Annotated in this window: 10 protein-coding genes and 1 pseudogene; 8 read left to right on the top strand and 3 right to left on the bottom strand. The window is 67.1% G+C overall.

Going from position 1 to position 14,415, the window contains the following annotated elements; all coding sequences use genetic code 11:
- Nucleotides 1-463: 463 nt before the first annotated feature.
- Both BTE28158_RS31920 and BTE28158_RS31915 read right to left on the bottom strand, forming a co-directional pair.
- Nucleotides 464-718, bottom strand: a pseudogene (locus BTE28158_RS31920) (hypothetical protein); the annotation flags it as partial.
- A gap of 351 nt (nucleotides 719-1,069) precedes the next feature.
- On the bottom strand, nucleotides 1,070-2,074 hold the full coding sequence (locus BTE28158_RS31915) for an AraC family transcriptional regulator (protein WP_151051219.1): 1,005 nt from the start codon (nucleotides 2,072-2,074) through the stop codon (nucleotides 1,070-1,072).
- A gap of 136 nt (nucleotides 2,075-2,210) precedes the next feature.
- Between BTE28158_RS31915 and BTE28158_RS31910 the strand changes: the two genes are divergently transcribed.
- From BTE28158_RS31910 to BTE28158_RS31900, 3 genes are read left to right on the top strand one after another with little or no spacing between them, the layout of a single operon-like run.
- The gene (locus tag BTE28158_RS31910) at nucleotides 2,211-3,884 is read left to right on the top strand and encodes an acyl-CoA synthetase (RefSeq protein ID WP_151051221.1); all 1,674 of its coding nucleotides are present in this window, start codon (nucleotides 2,211-2,213) and stop codon (nucleotides 3,882-3,884) included.
- A 20-nt stretch (nucleotides 3,885-3,904) separates the two neighbouring features.
- Nucleotides 3,905-4,672: a 3-hydroxyacyl-CoA dehydrogenase gene (locus BTE28158_RS31905; RefSeq protein WP_151051223.1), complete on the top strand. Its 768-nt coding sequence runs from the start codon at nucleotides 3,905-3,907 to the stop codon at nucleotides 4,670-4,672.
- An 18-nt stretch (nucleotides 4,673-4,690) separates the two neighbouring features.
- A complete protein-coding gene (locus tag BTE28158_RS31900) occupies nucleotides 4,691-5,881 on the top strand; it encodes an acetyl-CoA C-acetyltransferase (RefSeq protein ID WP_151051225.1) in 1,191 nt (396 codons plus the stop codon).
- Nucleotides 5,882-5,993: 112 nt separating this feature from the next.
- Here BTE28158_RS31900 and BTE28158_RS31895 read toward each other — a convergent pair whose 3' ends face one another.
- Complete coding sequence (locus BTE28158_RS31895; RefSeq protein ID WP_151051227.1) at nucleotides 5,994-6,686, bottom strand: TetR/AcrR family transcriptional regulator; 693 nt, start codon at nucleotides 6,684-6,686, stop codon at nucleotides 5,994-5,996.
- Between the two features lie 362 nt (nucleotides 6,687-7,048).
- Here BTE28158_RS31895 and BTE28158_RS31890 point away from each other — a divergent pair, with 362 nt between their 5' ends.
- From BTE28158_RS31890 to hydA, 5 genes are all read left to right on the top strand, one after another.
- Nucleotides 7,049-8,329, top strand: coding sequence for a Zn-dependent hydrolase (locus BTE28158_RS31890; protein ID WP_151051229.1), 1,281 nt, complete (start codon nucleotides 7,049-7,051; stop codon nucleotides 8,327-8,329).
- A 129-nt stretch (nucleotides 8,330-8,458) separates the two neighbouring features.
- Complete coding sequence (locus tag BTE28158_RS31885) at nucleotides 8,459-9,796, top strand: NAD(P)-dependent oxidoreductase (protein ID WP_151051231.1); 1,338 nt, start codon at nucleotides 8,459-8,461, stop codon at nucleotides 9,794-9,796.
- A gap of 90 nt (nucleotides 9,797-9,886) precedes the next feature.
- Nucleotides 9,887-11,194 (top strand): NAD-dependent dihydropyrimidine dehydrogenase subunit PreA, encoded by a 1,308-nt coding sequence (preA, locus tag BTE28158_RS31880; protein ID WP_059606025.1) that lies wholly within the window; start codon nucleotides 9,887-9,889, stop codon nucleotides 11,192-11,194.
- A gap of 99 nt (nucleotides 11,195-11,293) precedes the next feature.
- A complete protein-coding gene (locus tag BTE28158_RS31875) occupies nucleotides 11,294-12,802 on the top strand; it encodes an NCS1 family nucleobase:cation symporter-1 (protein WP_151051233.1) in 1,509 nt (502 codons plus the stop codon).
- Between the two features lie 46 nt (nucleotides 12,803-12,848).
- Entirely contained in the window at nucleotides 12,849-14,306 is a 1,458-nt protein-coding gene (hydA, locus tag BTE28158_RS31870) for a dihydropyrimidinase (protein WP_124627322.1), read from the top strand.
- Nucleotides 14,307-14,415: the final 109 nt, after the last annotated feature.

The following is a 14,415-nucleotide window of genomic DNA, read 5'->3' as shown; positions in this document are numbered from 1 at the left end:
TCCCGTGTGAAAGTAGGTAATCGTCAGGCTCCCTAAGCCAAGAACCCCCGCCCAAAAGGCGGGGGTTTTTGCATTTGAGCAGCGAAAAGCACGAGTGCAGGGAGGTGTCCGGATTGCCGATCGATCAGATCACGATCCGCAGGATCGGAAAGGTTCTGCCCGGCAGCACGCACGACTCTTTATTCACCGACTTTTTCGACCCCGGGCGTCAGATAGAACGGCACGGCATTGTGATCCGCCTCGATCACAAAGCTTCGGCCCCTCTCCTGGCCGCTTCCGTCCGGATCTCCTTCCGTAGCGCGCGGGCAACGCCCTGCCCCATATGCTCCGGGTGGACGAATAGCTCACCGGGCGTCGGGAGATCCGAATCCGTCGACGGCCGGATTCAGAACCCGATCACCATCGCTTCGGCTTCGGCGACGTAGTCGATCGATCTTCCTATTGCCTCCGCTGAGATCTCGAGAAACAGGCATGCGACGAAAGTCAGAAAGCAGATGAGTGCGATCGCCGCCATGCACCATGCGGACGGTCCGGCACCCGCAACCAACTGGCCGGCGGCCGCGATCGCCGTGACGACCGACCAGATGAGCCACGTGAACAGGTGCGGCCGAACGCTGCGCCGGTAGATTGCGCGCGCGTACGGAATGGCTGCCAGCAAGGACGCGGCAGATCCCACGACACCCAGCACTGAAGCGGCACCCTGATCGACAGTCACCATCAACGCCGCCTCGTTCGCATGGCCGGTCAGTATGTGGTCGGGCAGCGCAACGCGCAACTTGGGGCCGGCATGCGGCGTGGTCGATGCTGCGTCGTGTCGTTGGCGCAGCCGGAGGCGATTGAGCGACAACAAACTGCAGAGTGATCACGTGCTCGCAGCCGAATCGATTGCGTGGCCGTCGAATGCGCAGGAATCGCCTCTTGAAGCAAAAGAGAACGGTTCTGCCAGAACTTCCTTTGAAGGCCAACAGCTTGAGCAACCGCACGGCTGCTGAAATTCACAGTGGTCATGCACGTCAGCGTTACCCTTTTGCGCGCTCGCACCGAGTGTGACGCGCGCCCGCGCCGCAATTCAATGCTCCGCCTGCGCCGCATTGACATCCCGCCGAAATGCGCCCGGGCTCGTCCCGGTCCATTTCCGGAACGCGCGATGAAACGCGCTGGGCTCCGTAAAACCGAGTTCCGCCGCGATTTCCGCGACGCTGAGCGTGTGCCCGCGCAGCAGCGACTGGGCCAGCGCACCGCGCAACTCGTCCTTGATCGACGCGAAGCTCTGCCCCTCGCTGCGCAATCGTCGCCGCAGCGTCGCGGGCGTCGTACCGAGGCGCACGGCCAGTGTGTCGAAGTCCGGCCACTCGGCGGCCGGTTGCGCCTTGAGATGCGCACGCGTTTTCGCCACCCAGCCTGTGTCGTGCCGATAGCGCACGAGCAGGTTGCCGGGCGCGCCGCGCAGGAAGGGTTTCAGCGCCTGCGCGGAGCGGATCGTCGGCAGCGCGAGGTACGCGGCGTTGAACGCGAGCCGGCTGTCCGGGCGGTCAAAATGCACGGGCACGCCGAAGAACTGGTGGTAGTCGCTGCGCTGGTCGGGGCTCGGGCACGCGAAATCGATGCGTTGTAGCGGAATGCGTCGGCCGATCAGCCAGCAGGCGACGCCGAGCAGGATCAGCCAGAACGTCCGGTACGCGAACGCCGAATACGGTGCGCCCGCCTGCGTGAGGACGATCTGCGCCTGGCCGTCGGCGACCACGAGCTCGCCACGCGGTTCGTCGAGCACCACGCGCAGGAACTGCAGCGCACGCCGCAGCGCCTTCTCGAGCGTGCCCGCGTGCAGCACGGCGTGGCACAGCAGCGTGAAGCTGCCGCGTCGCATCGGGCGGGCCGCGAGCCCGAAGAATTCGTCGTCGATCGCGTTGGCGATCGCCAGCCACAGGCGACCGTACTGTTGTGGCGTGACGGGCTCGCGCACGGTGGCCGGCAGGCCGGCAACGCGCAGCACGGGCTCGGTCGGAATCCGCTGCCGGCGCAGGCTCTCGAGCGCGTCCTCGACGAAATCCGGCGAGATCATCTGCGGCCCCATTTTTTCATGTCCTCCAGACATGGCAAAAGCGATCACGATTCTAGATTCTGTTTGTCATTGATTGCAATGTGACGGCTGTCTACCATCATCGATATACCCCCGGTTCGCCGGCGGACATAACGAACAGGAGACACGCATGCGTGATGGAGCAACCGCCCGGGTGGTGCCGGCTTACGCCGACGCCGTGGCCGGCTTCCGTATCGAGACCGCCGCCGCATATCTGCACGGCGACCTGGAGCAGGGCCTGAACGCCTGCGTCGAATGCTGCGACCGGCATGCGGCGGCGGACGCGAATGCGATCGCACTCGACTGGATCGACGTCGCCGGCCGGCACTGCAGCTTCACGTTCGCGCAGATGCAGGCGCTGTCGGCGCGGGTCGCAAACCTGCTGGTCGAGCAGGGCGTGAAGCCGGGCGACGTGGTTGCCGGCCTGTTGCCGCGCACGCCCGAACTCGTCGCGACGATCCTCGGCACGTGGCGCGCGGGCGCCGTCTATCAGCCGCTCTTCACCGCGTTTGGGCCGAAGGCGATCGAGCACCGGTTGCGCATGAGCGATGCGCGGCTGGTCGTCACCAACATCGCGAATCGCGCGAAGCTCGACGAGATCGTCGATTGCCCGCAGGTCGCGACGGTGCGCGATTCGGGCGACGTGCTGCCGGCGCGCGACATCGATTTCCGCGCGGCACTCGACGCGCAGTGCGACGTATTTGAACCGGTCCCGCGCAACGGCACCGACCTGTTCATGATGATGTCGACGTCGGGCACGACGGGTTTGCCGAAGGGCGTGCCGGTGCCGTTGCGCGCGCTGCTCGCGTTCGGCGCGTACATGCGCGACGCGGTGGACCTGCGCGCCAGTGACCGCTTCTGGAACATCGCCGATCCGGGCTGGGCATACGGCCTCTATTACGCGATCACGGGCCCGCTGCTGCTCGGCCATGCAACGACGCTGTACGAGGGCGCTTTCACGGTCGACAGTACCTACGACGTGATCGAACGGCTCGGTATCACGAGCCTCGCTGGTTCGCCGACCGCGTTCCGGATGCTGATGGCGGCCGGCACCGAAGCGGCCGCGCGCCTGAAGGGGCAACTGCGGGTTGTCAGCAGCGCGGGAGAACCGCTGAATCCGGAAGTCGTGCGCTGGTTCCACGCGGCGCTCGGCGCGCCGATCTACGACCACTACGGCCAGACCGAACTCGGGATGGTCGTGAACAATCATCACGGGCTCGCGCACGTCGTCCATGCCGGCTCGGCGGGTTTCGCGATGCCCGGCTATCGCGTCGCGGTGCTCGACGAAGCCGGGCGCGAACTCGGCCCCGGCGAGCCCGGCATCCTCGCGATCGACATCGCGCGCTCGCCGCTGCTGTGGTTCGATGGTTACTGGAAGCAAGACACGCCGGCGATCGCGGGCGGCTATTACCGCACCGGCGACAACGTCGAACTCGAGCCGGACGGCACCGTGAGCTTCATCGGCCGCGCGGACGACGTGATCACATCGTCCGGTTACCGGATCGGTCCGTTCGACGTGGAAAGCGCGCTGATCGAGCATCCGGCCGTCAGCGAGGCCGCGGTGATCGGCGTGCCGGACCCGGAGCGCACCGAGATCGTCAAGGCGTTCGTCGTGCTGTCGAAAGATTTCGACGGCACACCGGCGCTGGCCGAAGAACTGAGCCAGCACGTGAAGCGGCGGCTGTCGGCACACGCCTATCCTCGCGCGATCGACTTCGTCGACGCGCTGCCGAAAACCCCGAGCGGCAAGATCCAGCGCTTCATGCTGCGCAAGCTGGAAGCCGAGAAGGCCGCTCAATCCTGAATACTGACTTTGGACCGCGAATGAACATCAAGGATCGCGTTTTTCTGATTACGGGTGCCGGTTCGGGCCTCGGCGCAGCGGTGGCGCGCATGGTGGTCGCCGAAGGCGGCAAGACCGTACTGCTGGACGTCAATGAAGACGGCGGTGCGAGCCTCGCGCACGAACTAGGTGCGTCCGCACGCTTCGTGCAGACCGACGTGACGAGCGAAGCCGACGGGCAGGCCGCCGTTGCCGCTGCGCGTGACGCGTTCGGCCGCATCGATGCGCTCGTGAACTGCGCGGGCGTCGCGCCGGGCGAGAAGGTCGTCGGCCGCGAAGGCCCGCATTCGCTCGACCGTTTCGCGCGTGCGGTGTCGATCAACCTGGTCGGTACGTTCAACATGATCCGGCTGGCTGCGGAAGCGATGTCGAAGCAGGACGCCGACGCGGAAGGCGAACGCGGCGTGATCGTCAACACCGCGTCGGTCGCGGCGTTCGACGGACAGATCGGGCAGGCCGCGTATGCGGCATCGAAGAGCGGCGTGGTGGGCATGACGCTGCCGATCGCGCGCGAACTCGCGCGGTTCGGCATTCGCGTGGTGACGATCGCGCCGGGCATCTTCGCGACGCCGATGATGGCCGGCATGCCGCAGGACGTGCAGGACGCGCTCGGCAAGAGCGTGCCGTTCCCTCCGCGGCTCGGCCGCCCGGAAGAATTTGCGGCGCTGGTGCGCCACGTCGCCGAGAATACGATGCTGAACGGCGAAGTCATCCGTCTCGATGGCGCGCTGCGCATGGCACCGCGCTGACACTGGAGGAATGCAATCATGACGACACAGGATCCGATCGTAATCGTTGGCGCGGCGCGCACGCCGATGGGTGGTTTTCAGGGCGACCTGGCCGCGGCCAGCGCGAGCGAGCTTGGCGCGGCGGCGATTCGTGCGGCGCTCGAACGCGCGAACGTGCCCGCCGAGCGCATCGATGAAATCGTGTTCGGCTGCGTGCTGCCGGCCGGCCAGGGTCAGGCACCGGCGCGGCAGGCCGCGCTGAAGGCGGGCTTGCCGCTGGCGGCGGGCGCGACCACGGTCAACAAGATGTGCGGCTCCGGGATGAAGGCCGCAATGTTCGTGCACGACCTGCTGCTGGCCGGATCGGCGGACGTGGCCGTCGCGGGCGGGATGGAGAGCATGACGAATGCGCCGTATCTGCTGCCGAAGGCGCGCGCGGGGATGCGCATGGGGCATGGCCAGGTGCTCGATCACATGTTCCTCGACGGGCTCGAGGACGCGTACGACAAGGGCCGGCTGATGGGCACGTTCGCGGAGGATTGCGCGCAGGCATATCAGTTCACGCGCGAGGAGCAGGATGCGTTCGCGATCGCATCGCTGACGCGCGCGCAGCGTGCGATTGCAGAAGGACGCTTCGTGTCGGAGATCGCGCCGGTGACCGTGAAGGCCGGCAAGACGGAAGCCGTCGTGTCGATCGACGAGCAACCGGGCAAAGCGAAGCTCGACAAGATTCCGACGCTCAAGCCGGCATTCCGCGAAGGCGGCACGGTGACGGCGGCCAATTCGTCGTCGATTTCCGACGGCGCGGCCGCGCTCGTGATGATGCGTCGCTCGGAAGCGGATCGGCTCGGCCTCGCGCCGAAGGCAGTGATCGTCGGGCATTCGACCTACGCGAACAAGCCGGGCCTGTTCGCGACGGCACCGATCGGCGCGATCCGCAAGCTGTCGGAGAAGACCGGCTGGAACCTGCGCGATGTCGACCTGTTCGAGATCAACGAAGCCTTCGCGGTGGTCGCGATGGCCGCGATGCGCGATCTCGACCTGCCGCACGACAAGGTCAACGTGCATGGCGGCGCGTGTGCGCTCGGCCATCCGATCGGCGCATCGGGCGCACGCGTGATGGTGACGCTGCTGGCCGCGCTCGAAACGTACGGCCTGAAGCGCGGCGTCGCGTCGCTGTGCATCGGCGGCGGCGAGGCGACGGCGATCGCGATCGAGCGGGTCGTGTAACGCGAACGCATTGATGTATCACGCGCGAGACGGCACCCATGCCGTCTCGCGACGCGGGCGGCGGGCATCGTGCCCGTCGCCCGTTTCGCTTTCCGGCGCGTGCGCGATCGCGTTACGCGTTCGCCTCCGGCGACACCGCACCGCACGCACGAATCACGAGCTGCACGACCTGCTCGGTCTTCTCGGCGAACGCCTTCTGCGTGAACGCACGCTTGCCGCTCAGCGCGCGGATCTGCGCATCGAAATCCGCATAGTGCTGCGTCGTCGCCCAGATAAGGTACATCAACGCGTGTGCATCGATCGGCGCGAGCAGCCCGCGCGCGATCCAGCCCTCGATCACCTTCACGCGCGTGTCGAACCAGGGCTTCACGCGTTCCGACAGGATGTCCTGCATGTGCGCGGCACCGTGGATGATCTCGTTGGCCCACACTTTCGAGCCGAGCGGGCGCCGTCGCGACAGATCCATCTTCGCGCGCACGTAGCCGCCGATCGCTTCCACCGGATCGTCGCCGGCCTCGAACGAACCTGCCGCGCGATGCCAGTCCTCGAACAGGTCGTCGAGCACGCGACGGTACAGCGCAAGCTTCGTCGGGAAGTAGTAATGCAGGTTCGCCTTCGGCAGGCCCGCACGTTCGGCGATCATCGCCGTGCTCGCGCCGTCGAGCCCGCGCTCCGCGAACACGGCTTCCGCACAGGCCAGCAGATGCGCTTCGTTGGACTCGCGGATGTGCGCCTTGCGTCGCCGCAAGGGCGTGTTCGTTTCGTCGTCGCCGGTGGCTTCGGCGGCCGCTTCGTCATGTTTCATCGTTACCCTCGCGCGGCTTGCATGCCGCGTTGCGCTTCATTCTAGCCGCTGGTTCGCATCGAACGCACGTGCCCGCCCACATCGGCGCGCGTGATGCTGCAATGCGGTGGCACGTTTCTCGCTCGTTCGATTCACGCAAGAAAGACATTGCGCTGGGCATTTTGATCGTCTAAAACCTGTCCAATCGGACAGGATTTGATGATCGACGGAATGCAGTGCCGGCAATCCGCCGATCGGTCGGACGAATCACACGAACGATGCGCATCTGCACCTTGCCGGTGCGGGCTTGCCCCGACAGCGGCAATGCGTGCACCGGCGGCAACCGGAATGACAACATGACCGACCCCACAGGAGCGATACGAATGAACGCGGTATCGGAAACAGTGAAGCGGGCAGCATTCGACACGTCGATCAAGGTCGACGGCAAGCGGTTGTGGGACAGCCTGATGGAAGTCGCGAAGATCGGCGCGACGCCGAAGGGCGGCGTGTGCCGCCTCGCGCTGACCGATCTCGACAAGGCCGGACGCGACCTGATCGTCGGCTGGGCGAAAGCCGCCGGCTGCACGGTGACGGTCGATACGATGGGCAATGTGTTCATGCGTCGCGCGGGCCGCGTGGCCGACGCGGCGCCGGTCGTTACCGGCTCGCATGCGGATTCGCAGCCGACGGGCGGCCGCTTCGACGGCATCTACGGCGTGCTCGGCGGCCTCGAGGTGATTCGCAGTCTGAACGATCACGGCATCGAGACCGAGCATCCGGTCGAGGTCGTGATCTGGACCAACGAGGAAGGTTCGCGTTTTGCGCCGGCGATGGTCGCGTCGGGCGTGTTCGCGGGTGTGTTCCCGCTCGAGTACGGGCTGTCGCGCAAGGATGTCGACGGCAAGACGATCGGCGAGGAACTCGCGCGCATCGGCTACGCGGGCGACGTACCCTGCGGCGGCCGCAAGCTGCATGCGGCGTTCGAGCTGCATATCGAGCAGGGGCCGATTCTCGAGGCGGAGTGCAAGACGATCGGCGTCGTGACGGACGCGCAGGGGCAGCGCTGGTACGAGATCACGTTCACCGGCCAGGAAGCGCACGCGGGGCCGACGCCGATGCCGCGACGCCGCGATGCGCTGCTCGGCGCATCGCGCGTGGTCGATCTCGTGAACCGGATCGGCCTCGATCACGCGCCGTTCGGCTGCGCGACGGTCGGCATGATGCAGGTTCACCCGAACTCGCGCAACGTGATTCCCGGCCGTGTGTTCTTCACCGTCGACTTCCGACATCCGGACGACGCGGTGCTCGCGAAGATGGATGCTGCATTGCGCGAAGGTGTGGCGCGCATCGCGGGCGAGATCGGACTCGAAACCGCGTTCGAGCAGATTTTCTACTACAAGCCCGTCGCGTTCGATCCGGCCTGCGTGGCGGCCGTGCGCGGCGCGGCCGATCGCTTCGGCTACTCACATCGCGACATCGTGTCGGGTGCGGGGCATGACGCGTGCTATCTGGCGCAGGTTGCGCCGACGTCGATGGTGTTCGTACCCTGCGTCGACGGCATCAGTCACAACGAGATCGAGGACGCGACGCCCGCATGGATCGAGGCCGGCGCGAACGTGCTGCTGCACGCGATGCTGTCGCGCGCATGCGAGCCGGCTTCATGACGGACCGGATCTAGCGCAGCCGGCAGGCCGCTCATCGCCTGACCGTGGCATTCCCAAGCATGACCGCCCCGACTGTGCATTCGCAGCCGGCGGGGACGGCTTTGTCTCCACCCAGTCGAAGGAACGCGTATGACCACCAAGCCAACCGGCGATATCGCCGCGCATCGCCTGTCGTCCACGCAACTCTCGTGCGAATTCGCAGATATCGCGCCGCTGCTCGATCCGACTGCCGCCGCGGCCGCCGCCAGCCGCTGCCACTATTGCTACGACGCGCCGTGCGTGCAGGCCTGCCCGACGCAGATCGACATCCCGAGCTTCATTCGCAAGATCGGTAACGGCAACCTGAAGGGTGCCGCGAGCGACATCCTGTCCGCGAATCCGCTCGGCGGGATGTGCGCACGCGTTTGCCCGACCGAGATCCTGTGCGAAGGCGCGTGCGTGCGCAATCACCAGGATGCGCAGCCGGTCGCGATCGGCGCGCTGCAGCGGCACGCGACCGACTGGGCGATGGCGAGCGGCGCGGTGCGCTTTACGCGTGCGCCCGATACGGGGCGGCATGTCTCGGTGGTCGGCGCGGGGCCGGCCGGGCTCGCTTGCGCGCACCGGCTCGCGCTCGCCGGGCATCGCGTCACGCTGTTCGACGCGCGGCCGAAGGCGGGCGGCTTGAACGAATACGGGATCGCCGCGTACAAGACGGTCGACGATTTCGCGCAACGCGAAGTCGAGTGGTTGCTGTCGGTCGGTGGCATCGCGCTGCAGACGGGCGTTGCGCTCGGCCGCGACGTCACGCTCGACGCCCTGCGTGAGCAGCATGACGCGGTGTTTCTCGCGATGGGCCTGGGCGGCGTGCGCACGCTCGCGATCGACGGTGAGGAATTGAGCGGCGTGATGGACGCGGTCGACTTCATCGAGCAGGTGCGGCAGGCCGACGCGCTGGAGAACGTGCCGGTCGGGCGGCGCGTGGTCGTGATCGGTGGCGGCAATACGGCGATCGATGCGTCCGTGCAGAGCCGCAAGCTCGGCTCGGAGCGCGTGACGATGGTGTACCGGCGCGGCGTGGACGCGATGAGCGCGACCTGGGCCGAACGCGAGTTCGCGCAAAAGAGCGGCGTCACGCTCGTCACGCACGCGAAGCCGGTGCGTATCACGGGCGCGGACGGGCATGTGACGGGTGTCGAATTCGAGGCCGCGTCGGGCGAGCGTTTCACCGTCGACGCGGACATGGTGCTGAAGGCGATCGGCCAGACGCTGGTGCCGGACGGTGTCGCGGCCGCGCTGCTGACGGCGGACGGCACGCGCATCGCGGTCGACGCGGACGGACGCACGGCGTTGCCCGACGTGTGGGCCGGCGGCGATTGCGCGGCGACGGACGGCATCGACCTCACGGTGCAGGCCGTGCAGGACGGCAAGCGCGCGGCGGCGGCGATCGACGCGGCGCTCGCGCGGCGCGCCGCCAAGGCCGCGTGAGCGCGGCATACGCAACGGCATCCCGCGCATCGCGTGCATTGCGCGCGCCACGCGAATCACGATAGACGCCCCATTTTTACGGAGCCGAACATGGCCGACCTTCGCTGCACCATCGCAGGCATCACTTCGCCGAATCCATTCTGGCTGGCCTCCGCGCCGCCGACCGACAAGGCGTACAACGTCAATCGCGCGTTCGAGGCCGGCTGGGGCGGCGTCGTCTGGAAGACGCTCGGGCTCGATCCGCACGTCGTCAACGTCAGCTCGCGCTACGGTGCGGTGCAGTGGAACGGCCAGCGGATCGCCGGGCTGAACAACATCGAGCTGATCACCGACCGGCCGCTCGACGTGAACCTGAAAGAGATCGCGCAGGTGAAGCGCGACTGGCCCGATCGCGCGCTGATCGTATCGCTGATGGTGCCGTGCAACGAGCGCGACTGGAAATGGATCCTGCCGCTCGTCGAGGATACGGGCGCCGATGCGGTCGAGCTGAACTTCGGCTGCCCGCACGGGATGAGCGAGCGCGGGATGGGCGCGGCGGTCGGGCAGGTGCCGGAATACGTCGAGATGGTCACGCGCTGGGTCAAGGAAGGCACGAAGTTGCCCTGCCTCGTGAAGCTCACGCCGAACATCAGCGACATCCGGATGGGCTCGCGTGCCGCCTACAAGGGCGGCGCGGACGGCGTGTCGCTGATCAACACGATCAACTCGATCGTCGCGGTGGACCTCGACCAGATGGCGCCGATGCCCACCGTCGACGGCAAGGGCACGCACGGCGGCTACTGCGGCCCGGCGGTCAAGCCGATCGCGCTGAACATGGTCGCGGAGATCGCGCGCGACCCGGAAACGCCGAACCTGCCGATCTCCGGCATCGGCGGGATTTCGTCGTGGCGCGACGCGGCCGAGTTCATGGTGCTGGGCGCCGGCAGCGTGCAGGTGTGCACCGCCGCGATGCATTACGGATTCCGGATCGTGTCGGACCTCGCCGACGGGCTGTCGAACTGGATGGACGAAAAGGGCTACGCGACCCTCGACGACGTGCGCGGCCGCGCGGTGCCGAACGTGACCGACTGGAAATATCTGAACCTGAAGTACGACATCAAGGCGCGTATCGACCAGGACCGCTGCATCCAGTGCGGGCTGTGCCATATCGCGTGCGAGGACACGTCGCACCAGGCGATCACGGCCGAGAAGGACGGCGTGCGGCACTTCGAGGTGGTGGACGCGGAGTGCGTCGGGTGCAATCTTTGCATGCATGTGTGTCCGGTCGAGCAATGCATCACGATGGAGCGGGTCGACGCGGGCGACTACGCGAACTGGACCACGCATCCGAACAACCCGGCGCGTGCCGACGCGGGTGCGAGCCCGGCGGAACCCGCGAAGCATGCGAAGGCGGCCTGACCGGCGGCCGGCGGCGCGGCATCTCCCGCACCGCTGCTTGTGTCCTGTTCTGCCGGCATCGCACGATGCCGGCGCTGACGTTTACGTGGAGCGCGTCCGATGAAACCAGCAGCGATTCCCGCCGATCCCGACAGCGCCGCGGCGCCGGCCGGCAGCCTGTACAACGACGACCTCGCGCCGACGACGGCGTCACAGCGCACGTGGCGCTGGTATCACTTCGCGGCGCTGTGGGTCGGGATGGTGATGAACATCGCGTCGTACATGCTTGCGGCCGGACTGATCCAGGAAGGCATGTCGCCGTGGCAGGCCGTGCTGACCGTTTTGTTCGGCAACCTGATCGTGCTCGTGCCGATGCTGCTGATCGGCCATGCGGGCGCGAAGCACGGGATTCCGTATGCGGTGCTCGTGCGCGCGTCGTTCGGCACGCAGGGCGCGAAGCTGCCCGCGCTGCTGCGCGCGATCGTCGCGTGCGGCTGGTACGGCATCCAGACCTGGCTTGGCGGCAGCGCGATCTATACGCTGCTGAACATCCTGACCGGCAACGCATTGCACGGCGCCGCGCTGCTGCTCATCGGCATCTCGTTCGGGCAACTTGCGTGCTTCCTCGTGTTCTGGGCGCTGCAGCTGTACTTCATCTGGCACGGCACCGATTCGATCCGCTGGCTCGAGAGCTGGTCCGCGCCGATCAAGGTCGTGATGTGCATCGCGCTCGTGTGGTGGGCGACGTCGCAGGCGGGCGGCTTCGGCACGATGTTGTCTGCGCCGTCGCAGTTCGTCGCGGGCGGCAAGAAGGCGGGACTCTTCTGGGCGACGTTCTGGCCGGGCCTGACCGCGATGGTCGGCTTCTGGGCGACGCTCGCGCTGAATATTCCCGACTTCACGCGCTTCGCGCATTCGCAGCGCGACCAGGTGATCGGGCAGTCGATCGGGCTGCCGCTGCCGATGGCGCTGCTGTCGGTGGTGTCGGTCGTGGTGACGTCGGCCACCGTCGTGATCTATGGCAACGCGATCTGGGATCCGATCGACCTGACGAGCCGGATGACGGGCATCGGGGTCGGCATCGCGCTCGTGATCCTCACGCTCGATACGATGTGCTGCAACCTCGCGGCGAACCTGGTCGGTCCTGCTTACGATTTCTCGAGCCTGTGGCCGAAGGCGATCTCGTACCGCACGGGCGGGCTGATCACCGCGACGCTCGCGATCGTGATGATGCCGTGGAAGATCCTCGCGACGACGGACGGTTACATCTTCACCTGGCTCGTCGGTTATTCGGCGCTGCTCGGGCCGGTCGCGGGCATCCTGATGGTCGACTACTTCCTGATTCGCGGCACGCGGCTCGATACGCGTGCGCTGTTCGACGAGCGCGGCGACTTCAGCTACGCGCGCGGCTGGAACCCGGCCGCGCTGGCGGCGCTCGCGATCGGCGTGCTGCCGAACCTGCCCGGCTTCCTGCACACCGCGTTCCCGGCGTCGTTCCCGAACGTGCCGGCGTTTTTCAACACGCTCTACACGTATGCGTGGTTCGTCGGCCTCGTGCTGGCGTCCGGCGTGTACGGTACCTGGATGAAGTGGCGCGCCGGACAGCGCGCGCAGATCGCGAGCGCGTGATGCGCGAACGCATGCGGCACCCGACAGTCAACGAGGAGGCAACCAAATGGCAATCCTGATTCGCGGCGGCACCGTGGTCGATGCGGACCGCACCTATCGCGCGGACGTACTGTGTGCCGACCCGCAGGACGGCGGCACGATCTTGCAGATCGCTCAGACGATCGACGCGCCGGCCGGCGCGACGGTGGTCGACGCGCACGACCAGTACGTGATGCCGGGCGGCATCGATCCGCATACGCACATGGAACTGCCGTTCATGGGCACGACGGCGAGCGACGACTTTTATTCGGGCACGGCCGCCGGGTTGTCGGGCGGCACGACCAGCATCATCGACTTCGTGATCCCGAGCCCGAAGCAGCCGCTGATGGACGCGTTCCACGAGTGGCGCGGCTGGGCCGAGAAGGCCGCGGCCGACTACGGCTTCCACGTGGCCGTCACGTGGTGGGACGAATCGGTGCACCGCGACATGGGCACGCTCGTGCGCGAGCACGGCGTGTCGAGCTTCAAGCACTTCATGGCGTACAAGAATGCGATCATGGCCGATGACGAGGTCCTCGTGAACAGTTTCTCGCGTTCGCTCGAACTCGGCGCGCTGCCGACGGTGCACGCGGAGAACGGCGAACTCGTGTTCCGGCTGCAGCAGGCGCTGCTCGCGCGCGGGATGACGGGGCCGGAGGCGCATCCGCTGTCGCGACCGCCGGAGGTGGAGGGCGAGGCAGCGAACCGCGCGATCCGCATCGCGCAGGTGCTCGGCGTGCCCGTGTATATCGTGCACGTGTCGGCGAAGGACGCGGTTGACGCGATCACGCGCGCGCGCAGCGAAGGGCTGCGCGTGTTCGGCGAGGTGCTGCCGGGACACCTGGTGATCGACGAGTCGGTGTACCGCGACCCGGACTGGACGCGTGCGGCCGCGCACGTGATGAGCCCGCCGTTCCGCTCGGCGGAGCATCGCGAAGCGCTGTGGCGTGGGCTGCAGGCGGGGCAGCTGCATACGACGGCGACCGATCACTGCGTGTTCTGCGCGTCGCAGAAGGCGATGGGCCGCGAGGACTTCACGAAGATCCCGAACGGCTGCGGCGGCGTCGAGGATCGCATGTCGGTGCTGTGGCATCACGGCGTGAATCATGGCCGCATCACGCCGAATGAATTCGTGCGGATCACGTCGACGAACGCCGCGCAGATCTTCAACCTGTATCCGCGCAAGGGGGCGGTGCAGGTCGGCGCCGATGCCGATCTGGTCGTGTGGGACCCATCCGCGACGAAGACGATCTCGGTGAAGACCCATCACCAGCAGGTCGATTTCAACGTGTTCGAAGGGATGACGGTGCAGGGCGTCGCGACCCACACCCTCACGCGCGGTGCGCTCGCATGGGCCGACGGCGAGCTGCGTGCGGTGCGCGGCGCGGGCCGCTATCTGAAGCGGCCACCCGCGGCCGGCTACTACGAGGCCGCGCGCATCGCGAACCGACTGCGCGAGCCACATCCGGTCGAACGCGCGGGCTGAGCGGCGTTGCGTCCGTTGCGTGGGGCGTGTCTGTTCGAACGGCACGCCCCGCGCACGTTTACGCGGCCGGTCACGTGCATCGCCGGCCCTACATCCTCTCGGCCCCCCC

It is taken from the genome of Burkholderia diffusa (genome assembly GCF_902499115.1).
Taxonomy (GTDB): Bacteria; Pseudomonadota; Gammaproteobacteria; order Burkholderiales; family Burkholderiaceae; genus Burkholderia; species Burkholderia diffusa.
Note: the sequence above shows the minus strand (reverse complement) of the source record. Positions and strands in the feature narration are given on the sequence as shown.